General features: G+C 38.5%; 25 protein-coding genes. 9 read left to right on the top strand and 16 right to left on the bottom strand.

The genetic code is table 11. The features are described from left to right. Nucleotides 1-298 precede the first annotated feature (298 nt). From L0668_RS08875 to L0668_RS08890, 4 genes are all read left to right on the top strand, one after another. On the top strand, nucleotides 299-934 hold the full coding sequence (locus L0668_RS08875; RefSeq protein WP_235312313.1) for a flavin reductase family protein: 636 nt from the start codon (nucleotides 299-301) through the stop codon (nucleotides 932-934). Between the two features lie 77 nt (nucleotides 935-1011). Next, a complete protein-coding gene (locus L0668_RS08880) occupies nucleotides 1012-1434 on the top strand; it encodes a DUF3429 domain-containing protein (protein ID WP_235311880.1) in 423 nt (140 codons plus the stop codon). A gap of 19 nt (nucleotides 1435-1453) precedes the next feature. Further along, a complete protein-coding gene (locus L0668_RS08885) occupies nucleotides 1454-1879 on the top strand; it encodes a thiol-disulfide oxidoreductase DCC family protein (protein WP_235311882.1) in 426 nt (141 codons plus the stop codon). Continuing rightward, entirely contained in the window at nucleotides 1842-2567 is a 726-nt protein-coding gene (locus L0668_RS08890) for an SDR family NAD(P)-dependent oxidoreductase (protein WP_235311884.1), read from the top strand. The genes L0668_RS08885 and L0668_RS08890 overlap by 38 nt, the downstream gene beginning before the upstream one ends. A 91-nt stretch (nucleotides 2568-2658) precedes the next feature. Here the strand turns inward: L0668_RS08890 and L0668_RS08895 are convergent, their stop codons facing one another. After that, nucleotides 2659-3024 (bottom strand): hypothetical protein, encoded by a 366-nt coding sequence (locus tag L0668_RS08895; RefSeq protein ID WP_235311886.1) that lies wholly within the window; start codon nucleotides 3022-3024, stop codon nucleotides 2659-2661. Nucleotides 3025-3151: 127 nt separating this feature from the next. Beyond that, nucleotides 3152-4834 carry a 2-isopropylmalate synthase gene (gene leuA, locus L0668_RS08900; protein WP_235311888.1) on the bottom strand — a complete coding sequence of 561 codons (1683 nt, stop codon included), beginning with the start codon at nucleotides 4832-4834 and terminating at the stop codon, nucleotides 3152-3154. A gap of 155 nt (nucleotides 4835-4989) precedes the next feature. On the opposite strand from leuA, the gene L0668_RS08905 reads away from it, so the two are divergent. Further along, nucleotides 4990-5457, top strand: coding sequence for an Lrp/AsnC family transcriptional regulator (locus L0668_RS08905; RefSeq protein WP_235311890.1), 468 nt, complete (start codon nucleotides 4990-4992; stop codon nucleotides 5455-5457). A 70-nt stretch (nucleotides 5458-5527) separates the two neighbouring features. Here L0668_RS08905 and L0668_RS08910 read toward each other — a convergent pair whose 3' ends face one another. From L0668_RS08910 to L0668_RS08960, 11 genes are all read right to left on the bottom strand, one after another. Further along, entirely contained in the window at nucleotides 5528-6835 is a 1308-nt protein-coding gene (locus L0668_RS08910; protein WP_235311892.1) for a gluconate:H+ symporter, read from the bottom strand. A gap of 216 nt (nucleotides 6836-7051) precedes the next feature. Further along, nucleotides 7052-7534, bottom strand: a complete 483-nt coding sequence (locus L0668_RS08915) for a phosphatidylglycerophosphatase A family protein (RefSeq protein ID WP_235311894.1) — start codon at nucleotides 7532-7534, stop codon at nucleotides 7052-7054. Nucleotides 7535-7543: 9 nt separating this feature from the next. Then, nucleotides 7544-8521 carry a thiamine-phosphate kinase gene (gene thiL / locus L0668_RS08920; RefSeq protein ID WP_235311895.1) on the bottom strand — a complete coding sequence of 326 codons (978 nt, stop codon included), beginning with the start codon at nucleotides 8519-8521 and terminating at the stop codon, nucleotides 7544-7546. 109 nt (nucleotides 8522-8630) lie between these two features. Beyond that, nucleotides 8631-9056 (bottom strand): transcription antitermination factor NusB, encoded by a 426-nt coding sequence (gene nusB / locus L0668_RS08925; protein ID WP_235311896.1) that lies wholly within the window; start codon nucleotides 9054-9056, stop codon nucleotides 8631-8633. After that, nucleotides 9057-9533, bottom strand: coding sequence for a 6,7-dimethyl-8-ribityllumazine synthase (gene ribH / locus L0668_RS08930; protein WP_235311897.1), 477 nt, complete (start codon nucleotides 9531-9533; stop codon nucleotides 9057-9059). A 108-nt stretch (nucleotides 9534-9641) separates the two neighbouring features. Then, nucleotides 9642-10742 carry a bifunctional 3,4-dihydroxy-2-butanone-4-phosphate synthase/GTP cyclohydrolase II gene (gene ribBA / locus L0668_RS08935; RefSeq protein ID WP_235311898.1) on the bottom strand — a complete coding sequence of 367 codons (1101 nt, stop codon included), beginning with the start codon at nucleotides 10740-10742 and terminating at the stop codon, nucleotides 9642-9644. 52 nt (nucleotides 10743-10794) lie between these two features. Beyond that, a complete protein-coding gene (locus L0668_RS08940; RefSeq protein ID WP_235311899.1) occupies nucleotides 10795-11466 on the bottom strand; it encodes a riboflavin synthase in 672 nt (223 codons plus the stop codon). A gap of 52 nt (nucleotides 11467-11518) precedes the next feature. Continuing rightward, nucleotides 11519-12694 (bottom strand): bifunctional diaminohydroxyphosphoribosylaminopyrimidine deaminase/5-amino-6-(5-phosphoribosylamino)uracil reductase RibD, encoded by a 1176-nt coding sequence (gene ribD, locus L0668_RS08945; protein WP_235311900.1) that lies wholly within the window; start codon nucleotides 12692-12694, stop codon nucleotides 11519-11521. A 34-nt stretch (nucleotides 12695-12728) separates the two neighbouring features. Then, entirely contained in the window at nucleotides 12729-13178 is a 450-nt protein-coding gene (nrdR, locus tag L0668_RS08950; protein ID WP_235311901.1) for a transcriptional regulator NrdR, read from the bottom strand. Nucleotides 13179-13316: 138 nt separating this feature from the next. Then, a complete protein-coding gene (gene glyA, locus L0668_RS08955) occupies nucleotides 13317-14573 on the bottom strand; it encodes a serine hydroxymethyltransferase (protein WP_235311903.1) in 1257 nt (418 codons plus the stop codon). A gap of 142 nt (nucleotides 14574-14715) precedes the next feature. Continuing rightward, nucleotides 14716-15711, bottom strand: a complete 996-nt coding sequence (locus L0668_RS08960; RefSeq protein WP_235311904.1) for a Gfo/Idh/MocA family protein — start codon at nucleotides 15709-15711, stop codon at nucleotides 14716-14718. 197 nt (nucleotides 15712-15908) lie between these two features. On the opposite strand from L0668_RS08960, the gene ettA reads away from it, so the two are divergent. After that, complete coding sequence (gene ettA, locus L0668_RS08965) at nucleotides 15909-17576, top strand: energy-dependent translational throttle protein EttA (RefSeq protein ID WP_235311906.1); 1668 nt, start codon at nucleotides 15909-15911, stop codon at nucleotides 17574-17576. Nucleotides 17577-17695: 119 nt separating this feature from the next. Here the strand turns inward: ettA and L0668_RS08970 are convergent, their stop codons facing one another. Both L0668_RS08970 and radA read right to left on the bottom strand, forming a co-directional pair. Next, the gene (locus L0668_RS08970) at nucleotides 17696-18529 is read right to left on the bottom strand and encodes a substrate-binding periplasmic protein (RefSeq protein ID WP_235311908.1); all 834 of its coding nucleotides are present in this window, start codon (nucleotides 18527-18529) and stop codon (nucleotides 17696-17698) included. Between the two features lie 78 nt (nucleotides 18530-18607). Then, nucleotides 18608-19972: a DNA repair protein RadA gene (gene radA, locus L0668_RS08975; RefSeq protein ID WP_235311910.1), complete on the bottom strand. Its 1365-nt coding sequence runs from the start codon at nucleotides 19970-19972 to the stop codon at nucleotides 18608-18610. 174 nt (nucleotides 19973-20146) lie between these two features. On the opposite strand from radA, the gene L0668_RS08980 reads away from it, so the two are divergent. Together L0668_RS08980 and L0668_RS08985 are read left to right on the top strand one after the other, a co-directional pair. Beyond that, a complete protein-coding gene (locus L0668_RS08980) occupies nucleotides 20147-22666 on the top strand; it encodes a PilZ domain-containing protein (protein ID WP_235311912.1) in 2520 nt (839 codons plus the stop codon). Nucleotides 22667-23020: 354 nt separating this feature from the next. Next, a complete protein-coding gene (locus L0668_RS08985; RefSeq protein WP_235311914.1) occupies nucleotides 23021-23617 on the top strand; it encodes a chromate transporter in 597 nt (198 codons plus the stop codon). Nucleotides 23618-23825: 208 nt separating this feature from the next. Here the strand turns inward: L0668_RS08985 and serB are convergent, their stop codons facing one another. Then, on the bottom strand, nucleotides 23826-24881 hold the full coding sequence (gene serB, locus L0668_RS08990) for a phosphoserine phosphatase SerB (RefSeq protein WP_235311916.1): 1056 nt from the start codon (nucleotides 24879-24881) through the stop codon (nucleotides 23826-23828). Nucleotides 24882-25054: 173 nt separating this feature from the next. On the opposite strand from serB, the gene tsaA reads away from it, so the two are divergent. Then, the gene (gene tsaA / locus L0668_RS08995) at nucleotides 25055-25759 is read left to right on the top strand and encodes a tRNA (N6-threonylcarbamoyladenosine(37)-N6)-methyltransferase TrmO (protein WP_235311918.1); all 705 of its coding nucleotides are present in this window, start codon (nucleotides 25055-25057) and stop codon (nucleotides 25757-25759) included. The last annotated feature ends 3 nt before the right edge of the window (nucleotides 25760-25762 follow it).

The raw sequence follows: 25762 nt of genomic DNA on the forward strand, positions 1-25762 counted from the left end.
TCCCAGCCAATTAGTTGAGAGGGTTAAACCACAATCAAAATTAGCTCTATTTACTATTAAAAAATGTAAATATTAAAAAAGTACCAAAATCCGAAGACTAACTTACCTCTGGTTAAGGTGGCTCTAGCCCAACTACCACAAAGCGTTGTAGAACGTTGAAGGTAATTTTGTTTATTACTCTATCCATTTTTCTAACTATTCAATTGATCAAACTTGAAATTTAATACGTATAAACAAACCACATAAAAGAGTACAAGTGGTTATCGTGCAAAAAATTACTAAACAAGAATTGGTAGATATGCCAGATCGCTACCGTGCGAAATTAGTGAATTCATTATCAGGTTTTAAAAGCGCAAACTTAGTGGGTACTGCGGATAGACATGGGCAAACTAACCTAGCGATATTTAGCTCAGTGATACATTTAGGGTCTTCTCCCGCACTTATAGGTTTAATTTCTAGGCCAGATAGTGTTGAACGGCATACTCTGCGAAATATTCTTGATACAGGTCAATACACTATTAACCAAATCCATAGCGGTATTTACCTCGATGCACATCAAACTTCTGCTCGCTACGAAAAGTCTGCAAGTGAGTTTACACAAACATCACTCACGCCTGATTTCATGCCAGATTGCACAGCCCCTTTCGTGAAAGAAAGCAAGGTTAAATATGGATTAAAACTTAAAGAGGTAATTGATATTACCTCTAATAATACACAATTCGTTATTGGCGAAATTACTCAAATAATATGTGATAACAGTGCCATCACTACAGACGGTTATCTTGATATTGAAGCATTAAATACGATTACGGTATCAGGCTTAGACAGCTATCACACCACCAACAGACTTTCACGCTTGCAGTATGCAAAACCAAACCAAAAGCCAAGTGTGATTAACATTAATGGCGAGCCAATTGAAAACGATTTTCTGTAGAGCTCTTTTATAAAGATCTTGTATAAGGGTTTTGTATAAAAGTTTTGTACAAAAAGCATTAAAAAAGGCGGTGCATAATGAAAATATGGCAATGGTTAGGTTATTTAGGTTTACTGCCCTTTATCGCTACTTTGGTTTTTAGCATTCAAGCCGCCCCTTTGAATATAGATAAAAATATGCCTTTTATTGCCTACAGCGCCATAATTTTAAGCTTTATGGCTGGGACCCTATGGCGAGCTGAAACCGAGCTTAATAAACAAAAGTTAATCGTTAGTAACACTGTGAGTTTATTAGCATTTAGTGCTTTATTGTTACCGGAGTATATGGCTTTAGCCGTGTTGTCAGCTAATTATTGGTTACTCTATTTTTATGAAGTTAAAAAAAGTTGTGCCACCAAGCTTAGTGAAACGCATAAAAAATATCTCAATATGCGTTTTCGTTTAACCATTACTGTACTGCTTTTCCATATTTTAGCCTCTGTCTTATGGATTAACACTTAATAACCAACTGGGTGTATTTATGTTAAAAATATTTTACGATAGCCGCTGTCCACTTTGTAGCGCCGAAATGAACCATCTGAAAGCGAATGATAAAGACAATGCGATTAGCCTAATAGATTTACATCAAGAAAATTTTGATGTGCACTATCCCCATATTAACTTTCATCAAGCAATGCAAATATTACACGGAGAGTATAAAGGTAATTTGTTATTAGGTTTAGCGGTAACCCACCGAGCTTGGACGTTAGTAGGAAAAGGCTTTTGGGTTGCCCCTTTAAATTGGCCTGTCGTTAAAACAATGGCACATTTTGTATACTTAGGCATAGCAAAACACCGACATAAAATCTCTCATTTATTTGCTCGCATATTCAATATTTCAATACCTGAATGCAAAACAGGAGCCTGCGATGTTTCTTCAAAGCATACTCATAATCGGAGCAAGTAGCGCTATTGCCAAAGCATTAGCTAATCAACTCCAACAGCAACCACATACACAACTTATATTGGTCAGTAGAACTGAGCAAATATTACCGTTTGACAACGTTTTGCAAACGACTGTCATGGATTATACACAAAGCTCAATTGAGAATGCTGTTGACACTATTCAAGAGGCAATAGAGGCTCCCTTAAGCTCGGTTTATATATGCAATGGCTTACTACACAATAATACGATTACCCCTGAAAAACGCCTCGAAGATATCTCATTATCGTCATTACAAGATGTCATGCTCACTAACGCTTTCACACCTATGTTATGGATACAAAAATTAACCCCACTTATAACGCACAAAGCACCTTGTAAGCTGGTAGTATTTAGCGCCCGTGTAGGCAGTATCTCAGATAATCGTTTAGGTGGCTGGTACAGTTACCGCGCATCAAAAGCAGCACTAAATATGCTGTTAAAAAACGTAAGCATAGAGTTTAAAAGACGCGCTAAAAACGTAAAGGTGATTTCATTTCATCCAGGCACAACCGATAGTCAGTTATCAAAACCTTTTCAAAAAAATGTACCGGCAAGTAAACTTTTCACTGCTGATTTTGTTGCTCAGAAGTTATTAGATATAGTTGATAAAGCAGAGGTTGATGGTGAAGCAAGCTTTATTGATTGGCAAGGAAATAAAGTAGAGTGGTGAGCTCCTTTCTATAAAAAACATAATATTTTTGTGTTAGTAGCGGCTGTTTCTTGAGACTGTAAAGTAGGTTTCTATTTACATAAAGTTCATATTAGTTTGCTGAGTGATTTAAGCCTAAGCTTGCCTCAGCCACCCAAATTTCAGCTTCGCTTTTATTGCTGAAACGACGTATTATTAACTTTTGTTTGACCTTCTCCTCTACCGCTTTATCAAGCAAATACTCCTTTAATACATTGTTACTATATACTTCAGCTACAATACACATGCCTTGGCGTTCCGACCAGGAAATAACACGCTGGGCTATTGACTCAACTTTTGGCGTGCTGAGTTCCCAATCTTCAAAGGAAACTATATGTGCATATTTACTACCCGCTAAATGAGAGGTTTTTTGATGGAGTTCTTTTTCAAAATCTAAAGCTGTTTGTTCAGACCATTGACCTATAATGTCAATAATCACGACTCGACTCTCAACTTTTATTTTAAAAGCACCATGCATAAATTTTAGCCATAAAAAATCTTATAAGAACTATACAATAAAAGTTTCATTAGGACGTCTATTTTCGCCATTAATTTTGACCAAAAATCTAGGCCTGTTTTTGCATAACAGGCTCCACCCATTGTCTATTTATCCCATTAAATAGCGCTTTTATTGCGGCCGTCATGCTATTGCTATCTTTAGCTACTGCAAATTCACTCATATTATTTTGAGCTTTCAACTCTAAATAACACACAGCGATAACACCAGAACCACTGCCCAAGGCATGTTCGTGAAAATCTACTAACTCAATAGTTTGTTTAGTAAATGATTGAATGGCATTCACCGCGGCGTCTATAGGCCCGTTGCCAACTCCATTAATTTTGTGAGTTGTACCATATTGTTTAAATTGAATATCTACAGATTGTTTTCCGCCAACCAAAGTAGAAATTTGGCTTTTAATAAATTCAAATGGCCCACTTTGGTTAAAGTACTGCTGTTCAAACAAATCTATAATCGCCGCCGCACTAGCTTCTTTTCCAGTATTATCGTTGTGGGTTTGCACTATCTTACTAAATTCAATTTGTAATTTACGAGGCAATTCTAAACCTGCTTCACGAGCTAACAAGAATGCCACACCTCCCTTACCTGACTGACTATTCACTCGCACGACAGACTCATAACTTCTGCCCAAATCTGCCGGATCAATCGGTAAATAAGGCACTTGCCATAGAGCTTGTTTATCTTGCACAGCTAACCCTTTTTTAATCGCATCTTGGTGGGAGCCAGAAAAAGCGGTAAAGACTAATTCTCCAGCGTAAGGATGACGAGGGTGTATTGGCAATTGATTACATTCTTCTACCAACATACGTACAGAGTCGATATTGGAAAAATCCAACTCAGGATGCACTCCTTGGGTGTACATGTTCATGGCTAAGGTCACTATATCTACATTGCCAGTTCGCTCTCCATTTCCAAACAAACAGCCTTCAACGCGATCTGCACCGGCCATTAAGGCTAACTCTGCCGCTGCGACGGCTGTGCCTCTGTCATTATGGGGATGCACACTTAATATAATATGTTGACGCTGCTTTAAATGGGTATGCATCCATTCGATTTGATCTGCATAAGTATTAGGAGTATTCATTTCTACAGTAGCTGGTAAATTAATGATGATCTTGTTGTCACGACTGGGTTGCCAAATGTTGACTACCGCATCACATACTTCTTTTGCAAAGCGTAACTCAGTACTAGAAAACACCTCTGGCGAATATTGATAAGTCCAATTCACTTCTGGTGCTTTAGCTGTTAACTCTTTCACCCACTTTGTACCTTGAGTGGCTATGTTTTTAACACCGGCTTTATCGGTTTTGTAGACTATTTCTCGAAAAGCTGGAGCAAGTGGATTGTACATATGCAAAATAGCTTGTTTTGTTCCACGCAAACTTTCTACTGTGCGCTCAATTAACTCGTATCTAGCCTGGGTTAATACCTCGATAGTCACATCATCAGGAATGTGATTTTCTTCAATTAACAAACGCACAAACTTAAAATCGATGTCGGAAGCTGAAGGAAAGCCGACTTCAATTTGTTTAAAACCAATCGCCACTAAATGTTTAAAAAAACGTAATTTAGTCTCAATTGACATAGGATCTATTAACGCTTGATTGCCATCACGTAGATCAGTGCTCATCCAAATAGGCGCCTTAGTTATTTGATTACTTGGCCATTGCCTTTGGGTTAACTTAACACCCTTGAAAGCTTGATATTTGCTTGCTGGATTACTGATCATTCTACGCCTCGAACACTATCTAGTTGGATGTATAAAGAATAGCGAACAAGTCCTAGGGATAAATTGCGAATATAAGTATGTGATATTAATTATGGACAACAATATTGCTAAGATTTACCATAATGTGAAATTAAATATCTAAAATAAATTAAATAATGAAATTAGATAGATACGACAAGCATATTTTAGAGATTATTCAGCAACGAGGAAAACTCTCAAACCAAGAGTTAGCGGAGGCAATTAACTTATCGCCGTCACCCTGTTTACGTCGTGTCAAACAACTAGAAGAATCTGGCCTAATTGAGGGATATGTAACCATACTGAATGCTAGAAAACTCGGTTTAACCTTAATCTGTTTTATGCAAATTAGTATGGACAAACACACACCAGATAGATTTAGTCATTTTGAAGCAAAAATAGCAGAGTTTTCAGAAGTATTAGAATGCCACTTGGTCACTGGTCAATCGGCTGATTATTTACTTAAAGTGATAGTCAAAGATATGGATGATTTTCAGCAGTTTTTATTGAACAAGCTCACCCCAATTGAAGGGGTAAGCGGTGTGCATTCGTCCTTTGTATTGAAGTCTCCGATCAATACCACGGCATTGCCGATTTCAAATTAATGGGCGATTAATAAGCTTACTAGTAACTTAATCAATAAAGTGAGCCACTTAAATGCCCCTTCAATATTTATTATACAAACTGGTCGAGGATCAACACAGATATAATACCAATCACACCCACCATAGTTTCCATCAAAGTCCATGATTTAAAGGTGTCTTTAAGGCTCAAGTTAAAATAGCCTTTAAACATCCAAAAGCCAGAGTCGTTTACGTGTGAGCACATTAAACTGCCCGCACCAATCGCTAACACCATGAGATTTGGATTAACGTCTGTAGTTAATACTAATGGCGCAACTATGCCTGCAGCAGTTAGGCCTGCCACTGTGGCAGAGCCTAAACAAATACGAATAATTGTAGCGATTAGCCAAGCTAGAATTAATGGGTTCAAATCTATACTTTGCAATGCATCACCGATCTCAGAGCTCACCCCACTGGTCACAAAGACTTGCTTTAGTGCACCAGCTCCAGCTATCACCAATAAAATCACAGCTATGTCTTTAATGGCATCACTATAATCATCCATAATTTTGGTTATTTGCATCTTGCGGGATAAACCTAAAGTTACAGTGGCCACTGCTAAAGCAATCATCATGACCACCATAGGATTACCAATAAACTGTATAAATGCAGAGTTACTGTCTGCCACTACATAAGGTAACGCTGTGGTACCAGCAATTAAAATAACGGGTAATAAACTGGTAGCAAAACTGTTAAATACGCTGGGTAATTCTTCGTCTTTTAAATCAGCGGGTTTGAATGTGTCGATTGGTTGGCTATCAATGTTTTTTAAAGTTTTGGCGAATATGGGACCAGCTAAAGCCATAGTAGGTAATGCCACGATTAAGCCGTAAACTAGGGTTAAACCTAAATCTGCACCAAACTGCGGTACTAAAGCGGTTGGTGACGGATGAGGTGGTAAAAACCCATGGGTCACAGACAATGCTGCCAATAACGGAATACCTAGATACACTGCAGGTAATTTAGTTTGATAAGCAACAGAAAATACCAGCGGAATTAATAACACAAACCCCACGTTATAAAATAAAGGGATGCCCACAATAAAACCGGTAAACATCAAGGCCCAAGTAATATATTTGTCACCAAACAAGGACATTAAGCTGCGACTAATTTGTTGGGCAGCACCACTTTCAGAAATGAGCTTGCCGAACATAGCGCCTAAACAAATAATCACAGTAAGAGCACCTAATAGTCCGCCCATGCCTTTTTCAATTATGGATGGAATGGCCTCAATCGGCACATCCAACATAATCGCGGCAATGACTGAGGTGACTAAAAAAGCTAAAAAGGGATTGAGCTTGGCCCATGTTACTAACAAGATAAGTATGAGTATTGCTATACCAACTGAAACTATCGCCACGAGTACCTCCAAGTACTTTTATTATTGTTTTTCGTTTGATCATTGAACTAATGATGAAAACGATTTCTTAACATAAAAGTAACAAGATACATAAGCTTAGGGAAATTGTACATTCTTAACTGCTAGAAAATGACACTAAGCTTGCTGGTCAGACTGGTATAAAAGAACTGGTATAAATAAAAGGGATATAAATGTGAAGGATGTAATTAAAGGGCTTTAAATGAAGTACAAACCTAGATGCAAACAAATTAGGGCAAATACTCCGGCTAATACATCATCGATCATAATACCAAAACCTCCATGTACTTGTTTGTCTAAATAACTAATTGGCCAAGGTTTTAGTATGTCGAAAAAGCGAAACAAGATGAATCCGGCCACAAGAGTTTGCCAACTTAGGGGAACAGCAATCATAGTAATCAACATGCCGGCAATTTCGTCCCAGACTATGGATGAATCGTCATGCACTAGCATATCTTTGGCCGCTTTTTCACAGATCCAGATACCAGTGATACAAACTATGAGCGTGATAACTAGATAAGTAACAAGGCTCGAATAAACAGATAATAAAACAACTAAAGGAAATGCAGCCAGTGTGCCGAATGTACCCGGAGCTTTAGGGGCTAAACCACTACCGAAACCCAAAGCCAAAAAATGGATAGGGTTGTACATACTCACACGTTGACGTATATGTTTATCCATTACAGATCTCTAAAAGTGTTGGTAACCCTGCACGTTATTTTGATAAGGCAGGTTATTTTTTTTCAGCTCTAAATTACCTACATTACCATTTAAATGGCCAATACAAGTCACCTGAATATTGGCACTTGCCAATGTAGTTTCTAGGTTGCCTTTTTGTTCTTCACTTACTGTAAATAATAATTCGTAATCATCCCCAGCACTCAAGGCATACTTTAAAGCCGTTTCTTCATCCACTGAATTCACTAAGGCTTGAGATAAAGGTAGTTTTTCTAAATCTAAAGTAGCACCACAAGCTGACATTTTTAAAATATGTTTGATATCAGAAATCAGTCCATCAGATAAATCGATACACGAATTAGCAATACGTCTTAGTTGGGTACCAGTTAATAATCTTGGAGTAGGATAATTTAATCGTTTGAGTAAAAAGTCTCGGTTGACTTGGCTCAAAGGTTTTTCGATAACCTGATCGACTTCGTTTTTAGCAATTGCTAAACCGAGTCCTGCATCACCCAAGGTGCCTGTCACATATACCAAATCACCGGGTTTGGCACCACTACGGGTGATAGCCTGTTCGTATGGCACAAATCCTTGGGCGGTGATAGTGATCGCTAATGGCCCTTGAACTGTGTCGCCTCCAATCAATTGAATAGAATAATACTCAATTTGATCTTGTAAACCTCGGGAAAATTCAGTCAGCCATTCTTCATCAACATCAGGCGCGCTAAGGGATAAGCTAATCCATGCAGGCTCAGCTCCCATAGCCGCTAAATCGCTCAAATTAACAGCAACCGCTTTTTGAGCAATAGAGTGAGGGCTGGCATTTGGTAAAAAATGTACACCACTTAATAAAGTATCTGTGGTGGTAACCAGTGCCTGGCCCTGAGGAATGTGGGTAACCGCGGCATCATCACCTATGCCAATCACTACATCTTTACGTGTACCACTCTTCTGTTTAAAAAAGTGTTCAATAAGATTAAATTCTTTCACTGAAATGATGACCTAATATTGACCAGTTAATGGCCGAGTTTTGGCCGAATAATAAACTAGACGGGTGATCGGGTAATACATATTACCCGCCCTCATAAGTAATTTATACTTATCTACCTATTTCATCTTTGCGAAGGGTCTTAATGGCTTTATCCAATACACCATTTACAAACTTGTGACTTTCGTCAGCTCCGAACGATTTGGCTAATTCTATCGCTTCATTAATCACCACTTTATAGGGCACATCGATTCTAGCAACCAATTCATAAGTAGCGATACGTAAAATAGCGTTTTCTACTGGATCAAGTTCTTCTGGTAAACGGCCTAGATAAGGTTTGATTTTTTTGTCTAGTTCTTCGTGATCTTTAACCACCGACCTTAATAATTCTAAAAAGTATTCACTGTCTACTTTTTGCATATTATTACTGGTAACTATACTCAACTCTATTTGTTCAACAGGGTTTTTAGTCATTTGCCATGAATAAACAGCTTGTACCGCTAATTCTCTGGCTAGATGGCGAGCTTTAGGTTTCACCTACTCTGCCCCTTCAATATTAGCCAATACATTGACCATTTCTAATGCGCCAACTGCTGCTTCTGCACCTTTGTTGCCCGCTTTTGTACCAGAACGTTCAATCGCTTGCTCAATGCTGTCAGTGGTGATCACACCAAAAGAAACAGGAATACCATACTCTAAAGAGACTTGGGCAAGACCTTTATTACATTCGCCAGCAACAAAATCAAAGTGTGGCGTACCACCACGGATGACAGCACCTAAAGCAATAATGGCATCGTATTTATTTTTCTCAGCTAATTTTTTAGCCGCAATTGGTAATTCATATGCACCTGGAACACGTACTAAAGTAATGTCTTGCTCATTCACTTCACCGTGTCTTTCCAAAGCGTCAAGAGCACCGTCAACTAAGCTTTCAACTACAAAACTGTTAAATCTAGCTACTACAAGTGCGAACTTTTTACCCGTAGCGCGAATGTTACCTTCAATAATGTTCATCTAAAAAACCTTACTAGAAAAATCGGCGCGCAGTTTAGCACAACCAGAACTCAAAATATTGTGATATTTTTGCTTTGCTTGATCCTTCGTGAGAAGTAATCTACAGAACTAAATTTCAACGTACTCTACTACTTCTAAACCATATCCAGATAACGCATGATATTTTTTAGGTTTACTCAATAAGCGCATTTTTTTAATGCCCAAACTCGCCAATATTTGGCTCCCCACTCCTATGGTTCTGGAGGATCCTTGCCAAGCTGCTGTGACTGGTTTTTCACCTTGGTCTTCAGCTTCAAACATTTTCACTTGGGATAACAAGTCTTCGTCTTTACCTAACAAAACTAATACGCCGCCATGCTCTGCAATATATTTGATCCCTTCAGGCAGGCCCATACTGCGAGAGATTGAACGTTGAGAGCCTAATAAATCACTAAAGGTATTTTGTAAATGCACTCGCACCAAAGTGGGTGTTTCACCATTTATTTCACCTTTACACATAGCAAAATGTACTTGGTTATCAATCACATCTTTAAACGTGACTAAATCAAATTCACCAAACTCAGTAGGTAATTTACAAGTAGAGACTTTTTCAATTGTGGTTTCGTTTAAGTTTCTGTATTCGATTAAATCGGCAATAGTACCTATTTTTAAATCATGCTTAGCAGCGAACTGTTCTAACTCTGGCCGTCTAGCCATGCTGCCATCTTCATTTAAAATTTCGACAATAACAGAAGCCGGTTCACAACCAGCTAAACGAGGTAAGTCGACTCCCGCCTCTGTGTGCCCCGCTCTATTAAGTACACCGCCTTCTTTTGCGATAAGCGGGAAAATATGCCCAGGTTGCACTATGTCTTTTGCTTGAGCATTTTTACCCACAGCGGCTAATACTGTTTTTGCTCTATCCGCAGCTGAAATCCCTGTTGTCACACCTTCTGCCGCTTCAATTGAAACGGTAAAGTTTGTCGAAAAAGCAGCGCCATTGTTATCCACCATAAGCGGCAAATTTAACATTTTGCAACGTTCTTCTGTCATAGGTAAACAGACTAAACCTCTAGCGTGTGTCACCATGAAATTAATGGCTTCTGGAGTCACATGCTCAGCAGCCATAATAAGATCGCCTTCGTTTTCACGATCTTCGTCATCCATTAAAATCACCATTTTTCCTTGGCGAATATCTTCAATTATTTCTTCACTGCTATTTAATAACATAGTTCACTATTCTTGGTTGACGCGTAAATTTGAGTTGTTACCACTCAGTCGATTATTTCAAATATCCGTTTTCAGCTAAAAAAGCCATACTGATATCTTGGCCTTGCTTATCATCATTTGGTAATGCAGCCTTATCTCCCAACATTAGCCTTTCAAGGTAACGAGCGATGACATCCACTTCTAAATTCACTTTAGTTCCCATTTTATATAAACCAATAATGGTTTCTTGTAGGCTATGGGGGATTAGAGTTAATAGTAGTTTAGCACCATTTACCTGATTCACTGTTAGACTCACACCATCAACGGTAATCGAACCTTTTTCAGCCAAATATTTGGCCAAGTCATCTGGCGCTTTTAGCCAAATTTCTACGTAACGCCCTACATTATTGACAGATAAGACTTCACCCACACCATCCACATGGCCACTAACAATATGACCACCTAGTCGACCATTGGCTTGCATGGCTTTTTCTAAATTAACTTTACTACCCGCTTGGTAACTCGCAAAGCCAGTGCGTTTAATGGTTTCATGGGATACATCGGCGCTAAAACTATTGGCGGTCATAGCCACTACGGTTAAACACACACCGTTATTGGCGATACTGTCGCCTAACTTTACGTCTGACATATCTAACTTATTGGTTTTAATAGACAATCTAATGTCTTCACCTGTTGGCGTTAAACTTTGTATTACGCCCACATCTTCAATAATTCCGGTAAACATATTTATGTAGATACTCTACTTTCAGTTAATTTTGTTTAAATTATGGTTCAGTTTAATCACGATTAATTAGCGCTGTCATTTTAAGATCAGGTCCAATATGTCGCACATCTGTCCAGGTTAACTCGGTTAGATCTTGCATAGATTGAATGGCAATTGTATCAAATAAATTTTGCCCATCGCCCCCTATTAATTTGGGCGCTTGATATAAAATCAATTCGTCGATTAATTTATTTTGTAATAGAGCCCCGGCTAACTTAGCCCCAGCTTCCACCCAAATATGATTAATTTGTTTGCCACCGAGTTTAGTCATCACGGCATGTAAGTCCAACTTACTACCGCTAGTGCCATCAACATTAACCAAAGGCGCTTGCCACTGGCTAACATGTTCAGGGAAATCACATTGACTCATTTGACCGTTTATAAGTAAGACGTCTCCAGCCTGATTGTGACTTGCTGCTTGAAGTAATTTTAAGTTTGTCGGCAATTGATTACGACCATCTAAAATGATCCGTAAGGGCTGGCGTAAATCTTCAAGTTTTAGCTCATCAGTTGATATATTTAGTTCCGAATATCTAACGTTTAGCGATGGGTCATCAGCCATAACCGTGCCAGAACCAGATAAAATAGCGCAACTTTTGGCTCTATGCCTTTGTACGTCTTGTCTTGCCAAAGGGCCAGTTATCCATTGACTTAAGCCATTGTTGAGTGCCGTTTTTCCATCTAAACTAGCCGCTAACTTAACGGTGACCCAAGGTTTGCCCGTTTGCATACGTTTGATAAAACCACGATTTATTTTTTCGGCGCTGACTTGTAACAAACCAGACTGAGTTTCAATACCCGCAGCTTTAAGTTTAGCTAAACCTTTGCCGGCTACTAAAGGATTTGGATCAACCATAGCGGCCACTACTCGGCTCACCTTAGATTTGATCAAAGCATCAGCACAAGGTGGCGTTCGCCCTTGATGACTGCAGGGTTCTAATGTGACGTAAGCCGTTGCTCCACTAGGTAAATCACTAGCTTGGGTCTTTTTTAAGGCATTATTTAAAGCATGTACTTCAGCATGAGGGGTACCAGCTTTCTGATGCCAGCCTTCACCCACAATTTTCCCTTGCTTATCAACAATTACACAGCCCACATTGGGGTTCGGTGAAGTGGTATATTGCCCACGCTTGGCTAACTGAATAGCACGAGCCATGTACTCATGATCTAATTTTGAAAACTCAGTCACTGAAATATAAAACCAATCAATTGAATATTAATGTTTAATCACCTAAACGAGCAATTTCTTCACCAAACTCACGAATATCTTCGAAAGATCGATACACAGAGGCAAATCGCACGTAAGCCACTTTGTCTAACTCTTTTAAGGCATCCATAATCAAATTACCTAAAGATTCACTGCTGACCTCACGCTCGCCCGTGGCTCTCAAAGAAGATTTAAGCCGGCTAACACATTCTTCAACTTGTTCAGTACTTACCGGACGTTTCTCCAAGGCTCGTTGTAACCCAGCCCGCAATTTATCTTCGTTAAAAGGCTCACGAGATCCATCTCGCTTTACGATCCTAGGCATCACAAGTTCAGCCATTTCAAAAGTAGTAAAACGTTCTTTACATAATGTGCACTCGCGTCTGCGCCTAACCTGGCTACCATCGGCAACCAATCGAGAGTCAATAACTTTAGTTTCTTGCACAGAACAAAATGGACAATACATAGCGACTTCTATTGAAAATGGATAATTCCGCTAAATTAACAAAAATATGCCGCTAGGCATACAACAGAAACAAAAAACCGACACTAGGCCGGCTTTTTAACTGTTTATTTACTAACGCTTAATTTTGCTAATGTTTAATTAGGCATAAACGGGAAAAGCTTCACAAAGTGTCACCACTTCAGCTTTCACTTTTTCGATAACAGATGCATCGTCTATATTATCTAATACGTCACAGATCCAGTTAGCCACTTGTTTAGCTTGCTCTTCTTTGAAACCACGACGAGTGATTGCAGGCGAACCAATACGTAAACCACTGGTTACAAATGGTGAACGAGGATCATTCGGTACAGAGTTTTTGTTTACCGTAATGTTTGCTGCACCTAAAGCGGCATCAGCATCTTTACCTGTGTACTCTTTACCAATCAAATCTAATAAGAACAAGTGATTGTCAGTTCCGCCAGATACAACCTTGTGACCACGCTCTTGAATAACAGCAACCATTGCTTGAGCGTTTTTAACTACTTGTTGTTGGTAAACCTTAAACTCTGGTTGTAGCGCTTCTTTAAAGGCGACTGCTTTAGCAGCAATAACGTGACATAAAGGACCACCTTGGCCTCCAGGGAATACCGCACTATTTAACTTTTTATAAATAGCTTCGTCACCACAAGCAGATAAAATCAAACCACCACGAGGGCCAGCAAGAGTTTTGTGAGTAGTAGTAGTCACTACGTGAGCATGAGCCATTGGGCTAGGATAAACACCCGCCGCAACCAAACCGGCTACGTGAGCCATATCCACTAACAAATAAGCGCCTACTTTATCAGCTATTTCACGGAATTTTTGCCAATCAACTATGCCTGAATAAGCAGAGAAACCACCGATAATCATTTTTGGTTTATGTTCTAACGCTAACGCTTCAACTTGAGCCATATCGATTTCGCCCGTTTCTGGGTGTAATCCATATTGCACAGCATTATAAGTTTTACCAGAAAAGCTAACTGAAGCACCATGAGTTAAGTGACCACCGTGTGCTAGGCTCATACCTAAAACAGTGTCACCAGCATTTAATAAGGCCATAAATACAGCCGAGTTAGCTTGTGAACCAGCATGAGGTTGCACGTTTGCGTAATCTGCACCAAACAACTGTTTAGCACGTTCGATAGCTAAATCTTCTGCAATATCAACATATTCACAACCGCCGTAATAACGTTTATGAGGATAACCTTCAGCATATTTATTGGTTAACTGAGAGCCTTGAGCTTCTAACACACGTGGGCTGCAATAGTTTTCAGAGGCGATCAATTCAATATGATGCTCCTGACGTTGGTTCTCATTTTGAATTGCTTGATACAATTCTGGGTCGAAATCAGCAATATTCATATCACGTGTAAGCATTACGTATCCTCAAAATCAGGGTATAAAAAATAGGAAAATTAAACAGCGCACATTTTAGTGATTTTTACGAATTTGTATACAGTAATTAGGGCATGAGAAACAACCAAAAGTTGTAACCAATGCCTAATATTAATTACAGTTATTAAATTGCTTCAATTTCAGCGCAAAATTGCAAACCAATTTGGCTGCGAACTTGATCCATTATTTTGATTATTCCAATACTTTCATCGTGAGTCATCAAGTCACTATAATGTTTGCCTGCATCAATACAGCGCATCGACTCTTCAATCTGATATTCAAAACCATTGACAGCATGGGGGAAATCAATTGTTTCGACTAAACCTTCTAAATCAAATACTTGTGCTTGGTCGGTATCCCAAAACATGGCCGGTAAAACGATATTGCCGTCTGTGCCCACTATTGTCATGGAGTTTGGACAATGGCCAGACGCTGAGCAAGTAAATTGAGAGTAGCGTCCTGATGGATATTGCATGTTCACAATAGTGGTTTCATCAACCTGTTTCTCGCTCACATTGCCCATAGCTTGAATAACACTTGGCTCTTCACCCAAAATAGCTTGGCTTAAAGCAATAGGATACAAGCCCAAATCTAACAAAGCCCCACCACCTAATTTTGGATCATACAAACGGTTTGTGTCTCTATGCTGAAAGGCAAAACCAATAGTTGAGGTTATATATTGAATATCACCAATCACACCATCAGCAATTTTTTGTTTAACTTTGGCCAGGCATGGCATAAAGCGGCTCCAAATAGCCTCTTGAAAAAACACATTTTGTTGCTTAGCTAACTCTGTCAGAATTTGAATTTGCTTGGCATTAATAGTGGAAGGCTTTTCCAATAACACATTTTTACCCGCCTCTAGGCATAATTTAGCTTGGGGATAATGAAAACTATGAGGAGTGGCAATATAGATAACATCGATCTTTGGATCTTCAGCCAAAGCTTGATAGTTATCATAAACAGCTGGAATATCGTACTCTTTGGCAAATGCTTGCCCACGCTCTGCAGACCGACTAGCCACTGCCGCTAGCCTAGCTCGTTTAGATTGTTGCATGGCTTTAGCAAAAGTATTAGCTATATTGCCTGGCCCTACAATTCCCCAATTTATTATTTTCATATCTACTCATAATTAACTAAGTGGTAACAATAAATATTACGTGAGCAAGATCTTAACCGCATTAACTTTTTATGAATTAAACAAATTTCGTAAAATTCACTTAGATAATGACAAGATTACTTAAACTAAAGTTCACAATCGCTTTTACCTAGCTCTTAGGTGAATTAAACTAACAAAAATTTCATTAGAGAATCAAAATGGCTCAATACGTATACAGCATGTTGCGGGTAGGAAAAGTAGTTCCACCTGGTAAACATATCCTCAAAAACATTTCTTTAAGCTTTTTCCCAGGCGCTAAAATTGGCGTATTAGGTTTGAATGGTTCTGGTAAATCTACCTTATTAAAAATAATGGCGGGATTAGATACAGACATTGAAGGTGAAGCTATTCCGCAAGCGGGTTTGAAAATTGGTTATTTACCACAAGAGCCGCAACTAGATGAAACAAAAGACGTACGAGGCAATATTGAAGAAGCCGTACAAGATGTGGTTCATGCCCTTAAACGTATTGAAGAAGTGTATGCTGAATACGCTGAAGAAGGCGCTGACTTTGATGCACTTGCCAAAGAACAAGGTGAACTTGAAGCTATCATCCAATCAAAAGACGGCCACAACTTAGATAACGCTTTAGAGCGCGCAGCGGATGCTTTACGCTTGCCACCTTGGGATGCGGATGTAAGCAAGTTATCTGGTGGTGAACGCAGACGTGTAGCCCTTTGTAAATTACTTCTGGAAAAACCAGAAATGTTATTACTCGACGAACCCACTAACCACTTGGATGCAGAATCAGTGGCTTGGTTAGAGCGCTTCTTACACGATTACGAAGGCACAGTGGTAGCTATTACCCATGATAGATATTTCCTAGATAATGTCGCAGGTTGGATCTTAGAGCTAGACCGTGGTCAAGGCATTCCTTGGGAAGGTAACTACTCTTCTTGGTTAGAGCAAAAAGATGCCCGTCTAGAGCAAGAAGAAAAAACTGAAAGTGCTCGTCAAAAATCAATCAAAACCGAATTAGAATGGGTTCGCTCAAACGCCAAAGGACGCCAGTCAAAAAGCAAAGCCCGTATGGCGCGCTTTGAAGAGCTCAATACTGGCGATTACCAAAAGCGTAATGAAACCAGTGAGTTATTCATCCCACCAGGGGAAAGGCTGGGTGATAAAGTATTTGAAGTCAGTGGATTACAAAAATCTTATGGTGATAGATTATTAATCGATGATTTAAACTTCAAAATGCCCAAAGGAGCCATAGTCGGTATTATTGGTCCTAACGGTGCGGGTAAATCGACTTTGTTCAGAATGTTAACCGGCCAAGAACAAGCTGACGCGGGAACAATCGACATAGGTAAAACCGTACAATTAGCCAGTGTTGATCAATTCCGTGACCATATGGATGGCAACAACACTGTTTATAAAGAGATTTCTGACGATTCAGATATTATCCGTATAGGTAACTTTGAACTAAATAGTCGTGCCTATTGTGGTCGTTTTAACTTTAAAGGCTCTGACCAACAAAAGTTTATTAAAGACTTGTCTGGTGGTGAACGTAACCGTGTGCATTTAGCTAAGTTATTAAAAGCTGGCGGCAACGTATTATTACTGGATGAGCCTACCAATGACTTGGACGTTGAAACCCTGCGCGCCTTAGAAAACGCCCTATTGGAATTCCCAGGTTGTGCCATGGTGATTTCACATGACAGGTGGTTCTTAGATAGAATAGCCACCCACATCATGGATTACCGCGACGAAGGTAAAATCAACTTCTTTGATGGCAACTACACCGAATACGCCGCGTGGTTAAAAGACACCTACGGAACCGACGTAATAGAGCCTCATAGGTTGAAGTATAAAAAAATTAGTAAGTAAGCTGAGCCCTAATTAAGAAGCAATCTGGTTCCCTAAGAGGCATTGCAATGTCTTCTAGGGACCTTATTCTAGGTCTATGTTAACTTGTTCTTGCAACATAACCTTTAAACAACCGCAGATTATTGTCCCTGAGTCTTTAACAAACCTGTATCAATAATCACTTTTGTCTCAGAAAAATCAGTCAAAACTTGAGATCCTAAATCAGACACTACTTGCCAAAATCTATTAACTTTATTCCTATTTCGCTTATAAAATTCTTTATTAAAAGGCACGTACCAATAACTTTTCATCACTATACCTTGCGTTACTGTTAGCTGTTTAGTTAAACCTGCTTTTAGTATTTCATGATGTGCAATTAATCGCTCTACCACATAGCCATCTAACTTTTCATGCACAACTAAATTCAAGCCAGTGGCTAAACTAGTATGAAATGGGGGCAAAATTTTATTCGCTGCTAAATATTGATAACTGATATACCCTAAAGGAGCATCTAACCCTAAGTAGTTATGTTTTTTATAAAGTTGAGGATCAAACAATTGATTTTCATCGAAAAAATTTGGCTTTAATTGGTTATTATCATCGAACACTCCATTACGTTTTACGATAATTGGATATTCCACTTGTTGGATATAAAATACATCTTTGGGAAAGGCGAAAAATTTTTCTCTATCGGTATTTTTTATCATGGCCATCAAACTTTGCACTTGTCCATTTTTGACCATAGCTTGACACCTCAACCAAGGTTGACGAGTGAATTTAGCTTGAATACCTACTTTTAACGAAGCTTGCTTAACAACTTTAATTAATAAACCGTCAACTTTGTTATTTTTATGATCTTGTAACGATATATAGGGAAGATAGTCAATCTCTTCAATGCAAAAAATTACAGATTTTGCATGTAATGAGAAGGGGCCGAATAAGGTTAATATCAGTATGAAATATTTTGAAGGCAAATAAAATTCCCTTGAGTGTTAACAAAAAATGTAACCACTCCCACTATGTATAGTATCGACATTATTAACCATTAAACTTTAGTCGATAGCTTCTAGTGCCTCGGTCAACCTTTTTACCCCAATTACTTGCATATTCGGAATTTTTTGTTTGGGCATATTTGCGTATGGCACTATGGCCTTTTTAAAGCCATGTTTTGCGGCTTCGACTAAGCGTTCGATACCATTGGTGACTGGCCGAATTTCTCCTGCCAACCCTACCTCACCAAATACAATTAGATCTTTTGACAAAGCAAAGTTTTTAAAACTGGATACCATAGACAATAACACAGCTAAATCTGCACCTGTCTCAGTAACTTTTACCCCGCCTACCACATTGGCAAATACATCTTGATCGTTCATTTGCACATTGCCGTGCCTATGCATAACAGCCAATAACATGGACAAGCGATTTTGGTCTAATCCTACGGCGATCCGGCGCGGATTGGCGGTTTGTGAATAATCCACTAAGGCTTGGATCTCAACTAATAGAGCTCGTGTTCCTTCCCAAGTCACCATAACTACTGAACCTGGAGAAGCATCTTCTCCTCGACTGAGAAATATTGCGGAAGGGTTATTGACTTCTTTTAGGCCTTTTTCCGTCATGGCAAATACACCTAATTCATTTACCGCACCAAATCTATTTTTTTGACTTCTCAGTGTACGGTATCGGCTATCGCTCTCTCCTTCTAACATCATAGAGCAGTCAATACAGTGCTCCAACACTTTGGGCCCAGCTAAACTCCCATCTTTAGTCACATGCCCCACTAAAAACATGGCAATATGGTTTTGTTTAGCAAAACGGGTTAAATAGGCTGCACTTTCTCGCACTTGGGACACACTACCTGGGGCTGACTGTACATCTGACACCTGCATCACTTGAATGGAGTCAATCACCATGAGTTCTGGTTTATTTTTTAAGGCTAAATCACAAATAATGTCGACGTTAGTTTCGGCTAACAATTTTAATTTGTCTTTTGCTAACCCCAAACGTTCTGCGCGCATGGCCACTTGTTGTAACGACTCTTCCCCTGTGACATACAAAGCGCTTTTACCCACAGCCATTTGACACATCACTTGTAATAACATAGTGCTTTTACCTGCGCCTGGAGAACCACCAATTAACATTGCTGACCCAGGCACAATTCCACCACCCAACACACGATCGAGTTCTTTAAAACCTGAAGCAAACCTTGGTAAAGCTGTTAAATCAATATCTTGTAAAGTTTCTACTTTGGCCTGAGTTTGGCCTGAATAACCACCACCTTGGCGACTGCTTGAGCTAGCCGCTGCCACTACAAATTCGGTGACAGTATTCCAAGCTTGGCAATCCCCACATTGACCTTGCCATCTAGGATATTCAGCGCCACAATCCGCGCACACATATGCTGTTTTACGTTTAGCCATATTTCAATTCTTATAAATTTAATTTTAAGGTTGATAAACCCTTATAGATTATCGTATTTTACCTTACTGTAGAGTTTATAGATCACAGTTTTGTACTTTATTGCCGATAACAAAAAAACACCCTATAAAATTTGGAGTACTTAAGCTCCTTCCAACACATATATTTCAGGTGATATGAGCCAAGATTTAGAAGAATACAAAGACATAATCGAAGAGCTTAAGCCAATGATCAACGAACCTGAATTTAATCAGGTGTTGAGTCAGGTAGCTTCATCTATTCCTAAACAAAAACGTTTCCTACTCAAAATGGAGCTAAAACGTTTAGCCCGCCCCTGCACCCGATTAATCGATTTAAGGGGCTTAGTAAACGGCAAATGTCGTCTCTATGAACATGAAAACAAACAGCACTTTTTAGATGATGTCGCGATTGAAACATTTGAACGTCAATTGCGGATTTTTGGTGAGTACACCATAGGTGTATACGAAGCAAGTACGAATACAGATAACAATTACCGCGTTATTCATAAAAAAGAACAACTGGCAGCGCAGAAAAAGAAAAATTTAAAAAAACCGGTTGAAGTCAAACCTGAAAGTTTTATTGCCCCCTTGATTAAGTTTGGTAACTTTTCCCAGCGTGAAGAAGAACGAATGAATTATTCGGTCAACATTGAGATTTTCACAGCGCTAAACAAAAGTTTACAAGCCAATACCATAGATATTTCAGTCAACGGCTTAAAAGTAAAAGCCAGTAAAGAACATCTTTTTAAAGTAGGCGAAAGACTAACCATACAGTTTCGAGGTTTAGAAAAAGAGTACTCTTTAAATAAACGTCAGGGGATTTTGTACTCAATTGGTAGTATCGAACAAATAAAAGACGCACAACGCCTAAACTTACAACGTATAGATGAAAATCCAAATCTACCATTTGATAAATTTTTGAAGCAATTTATTCACGGTAACAAACGTCGCTATAAGGTGAATTTAGAAAACACCATTAACGCCATTCAAAATAAAGCTTATGAACAATATTATATCCCCAATTTTACATCTATTCCCGTATTCATAGATAAGGTAGGAGATAGTTTTACCCCTAGGTACGCCTTAGCAAATGATAGTAATCGAGAAGAAATTCAATATTGGGCGAACGAAATTCAAGATTTAAAAATAGGTTATATATTAACCGAAGAGCGAATTAAACAAGCATTAGCTCTACCTATAGGGAACCAAGAGTTATTTGTTTTTGTATTCAATCACATCAAAAATGAAAAAGTATATTTTTACTCAGCAACCCATGATGAACTTGACCAAAAACCTCAGCTAAAAAAACTTTTTTTGGGTTATGGTTCTCGTAAAGCCAGTTGGCGTGTATACAAATTACAACTAACAAAAATGGCTCCTGAACAAAGTTACCGTCCATTATCTATTTCAAATTCAATTAATGAGTCTGTTAAACGTCAAAATCAAAAACCTTCGCCAAGGTTAATGTCTCGACTTAAAAATTTAACTTACATTGCAGTATTAACTAATATTACAGACGAGTTAAGCACCGAACACTATCAACAACATAAGATATCTAGAGATCAACTTCCTCAGTTAAAAGTATTTGGTCATCCGCGAAACAAACCTCCCGCAATAGTCACAGTATACCGCTTTAAATATTTTAACCAAAGACGAGAAACCCGCTTTTTATTGCGTACAGCAGTGAAATTAAATGTAGGTGATTTTGTGTTCGAAGGACACACTGAGGACATATCCACTAAAGGACTCAAAGTAGAGCTTACAAAAATATTTATCCGTGATAACTTAACTAAGGTCAGTTTGAGTTTCCCCCAATTACAAACAGTGACGAGTAAATATGATTTGTCTGACTTACCTTATATAGTTAAACAAACTTCCAAAGATGGTTACGTTATCCATTTACAAAACTTTGTAACCGAAGAAAATAATACCGCCAGACGCTTTTTCGAAGCATTAATTAAAGCTAATCGCTCAAAATTAAAAGCCTATAGAGATGAAGAAGAAGTACCAGGAATTGGTGAAGCCCTAAGAAATATTTATTCACAAAATGTGCTCAATTTTGCAATATTTTTGCGTAAAGACGATTTAGAGTTTGTTCCAGACGCAGGGGCCACATGGGCAAAATCAAATCGTATTTCAAGCTTATTAAAATTTCAAGCAGGCGATAATGAGTGTAATTTATATCCATTATTTAGAAATGCAAAAATTCGCCATGATTTTATTCCACATACCTTAGCGAATATTAAACCTAATAGTAAACCGGTAGTGAAAGAACTATTTATTGCCTTTGATCCTAGTAAAAAAGACATTGGCGAAGCGATACTGAGTTATTATTCAACACAGTTCACCAAACAAGAACAACGCAGACAGTTTATTAGTACAGCACTACAACATGGCCAATTTATTGCCATCAAACTATTTCTAGCCCGCACTGGTAGACCTGATTTTGAGACCATGCAATCAGAATTAAACTACGTCAGTATTTACGCTATGCATAAGGCCAAAGGTTTAGAAGAACAATTGTGGAGCGTGAGTGCAATTGGCGATATTGTAGATGTCACTGATGAAGTACTTAAACGATTTAATTTTGATAACAAGGTTATAGAAAATAACCATAAAATACCTAAAACACATAAAATCAAACAAATAGGCATAGAACAAATTCTTAAGGCTTAAGCCATCGTCTCTTACATACTCAAGAAAAATAGAGCTAAGCTGAATTCTGGATAAACTATTATTTTATTATTATTCCAATATTATTCTATTTAGACTGGGGGCCTCTATTTTTCAGAATACTCCATTATTAACCTTGGCTAGTACAGCAAATTGCTTAAGACAAGGTTGTGGACTACTCTTCCTATTTCAAGCTTCTAACCTCTACCATACCAACTAGGACATGTGCTCAGGGTAGTTTCAGACAGATGTCACCCATAGAGCATTAAACACTGAATTAGTTAACCTGGTAGTAAGGGTTTGTATTAAGCGAGTATTAAATACGTCAATTAAACGGATCTACGAGAGGAACATGAAATGAAAAAGGTTTTTCAAACTATATGGATACTTAGTATTGCTCTAGTGGCAGTTAGGGCTCTGGCTATGACTGACGAAGAAAAACAAGAGATTATTTATGCCAGTGAAGCAGCGCCAAATCACATTACTGATTCCGCGTCATTCCTTATGTTTCGTGACGGAAAATTTCAAACAATAAAAGAAGGTAATAACAAGTTTACATGTTTGGTCATACGCAATCCACACGGACGTTTTGAGCCGGCTTGTTTAAATAAACCAGCAATTGAATCAGTATTGCCCACACTTGAATACCATATGGAACGTCTTTATTCAGGAGCCAGTACAAAGCAAGTGATGGATGAAATTACTAAGAAGTTCGAAATGAATACATTACCTTCGGCAAAAAATGGAGCTTTAGTGTATATGATGTCGCAAAATAATAAGGCTTATCTTGAAGATGCTAAAAAGTTGATTTCGTTTCCTCCCCATCAAATGTACTTCATGCCTAAGTTGCCAGTTAATGTATTTTCGTTAGAGGCTAGTACTTTTTCTCCGGGAAGCCCCTGGGTTTATCAGGAGTACCCACACATGACGTCATTGATTGTTTTTACTAAATAACTTAATGATTAAAGTAAAAAAACTCAGATCGAAGTTAATAATTGGCTAGCTTTGAGTAATGATTAGATCAACAAGATATATTCTTACACAAAGCATTCGCTGATAAATGAATAATGGAACGCAGAATATTTTCGTTTATCGTTCCATTAGTATTTTTTAGCCTTTCATTTCTGCAATGTTATAAGGACGATCTTATTACCTGAAGCAATTATTGCCCAGCGGCTAACATCCAAATTAAGGCATCCATTGCCCCTCTACTAATGGACACATCAGCTTGTTGGCGAACTATGGGTTTTGCATGAAAAGCCACACCTAAGGCAGCGGCATTCATCATAACTAAGTCATTAGCGCCATCTCCCATGGCAATGGTTTGAGACTGGGGAATAGCCCATTTCTTTGCAAGTTCCACTAAGGTTTCTGCTTTTACCTGTGCATCTATAATGCGACCAGTAACTTCACCTGTTAGCTTTCCTTCAAAAATACCTAATTGATTAGCTACAGCAGCATCTAACTCTAAACGCTCAGCCAAAAAATCAGCAAAATAAGTAAAACCGCCCGAAGCTATAGCTAATTTCCAATTATGTTGTTTTAGCACAGCTACCAAATTAGCAATACCCGGCATAAGCGGCAAAGCCAAACGAACTTGTTGAATGATACTTTCGTCGGCATTTTTTAAACAAGCCACTCGGGTACGTAAACTTTCGGCAAAGTCTAATTTACCTTGCATAGCCTGAGCGGTGACACTGGCAACTTGCTCACCTACTCCAGCTAAAGCTGCGATTTCATCAATACATTCCACTGCAATGACGGTGCTGTCCATATCCATCAACAACAAACCAGGTTCATCTAGACTTGGCGCTTTTCCAAGCAAACAAACTTCAAGACTCAACAGCTCAGCCAATTCAACTAAGCGTAACTTTAAGTCGGCTGTTTTATTGTGCGAAACATTATTAAGCGAAACATGATTAACCGTTACTTTTGCTCCAATCGCAAAGCCAGCAACACCAACAACTTTTACCACATAAAAATACTCAACATTTAAGTAAGCACTTAGTTCAGTTTGAACTTGTAGTAACTGAGCCAATTGTAAACCTTCAGTAAAGATCACCAAAGTTTGTAAGCTTGCAGAATTATGACTTGATAACTCAACCTTTTTGAGGACATTCCCAGTTAGCTGAAAACCCACTACTTCTTCATTTTCTGCTAAATTTTTTAAAAACAGATGAGATTGAAGTTGTTCATTGGTAATTGCAATATCTGACACGTTATTTGATACCTTATAATCTAATTAGCTAAATGGTATCGAATGCCTTTAGTGATTGCTAATGCCGATTTAAACAAATATATGCTTATACCAATCGCAGTAAATGTTGAACCATGATTATTTATCAGTAAAGATACCTTTTGTTTTTCGCCAAACCATAAAGTAAAAGTTTTATGTCGATTCAAGTAACTGAAATTGGAAAAATACACACACCATACAAACAAAAGTTTGCTATTCCCAGGCAACCGGGCTTAGTACCTAGTGCCCTTGGAAAAGTAGTATTTAATAGTGATTTTAGTGATCCTAATTATTTACGCGGTATTGAAGAATTTAGCCACCTTTGGTTGTTATTTCACTTTCACCAAACTGCTGAAAAGGGACATTCGCCATTAGTTCGCCCTCCTCGATTAGGTGGCAATACTAAACAAGGGGTATTTGCTACACGAAGCACCTTTAGACCAAACAATATTGGTATGTCTGTAGTGGAATTAGTTGACTGGCAACATAAAAACAAACAATTAAGTTTAACTGTGCGCGGTATGGACTTATTAGACGGCACGCCAATTATAGACATTAAACCTTACATTCCTTATGCAGACAAAATTGATAATGCAATTGGCGGCTTTGCTCACCAAGCACCTAAATTGATGGAAGTTGATTTTACGTATGATGCGGCTAAACAACTACTTAATGCCAATGTCCAATCTGTCAATTTAACCACCTTGATTACTGAGGTACTTAGCCAAGATCCCCGACCCGCTTACCAATCCACTGAAAACCCAGATAAACAATACGGCATGACACTTTATAACTTCAATATTCAATGGCGAGTGGTTGAAAATAAGAACATTGTATTTTCAGTTGAGAAAATAAACTAATTA

The sequence above is a fragment of the Paraglaciecola algarum genome (assembly GCF_021532655.1).
Classification (GTDB): Bacteria; Pseudomonadota; Gammaproteobacteria; order Enterobacterales; family Alteromonadaceae; genus Paraglaciecola; species Paraglaciecola algarum.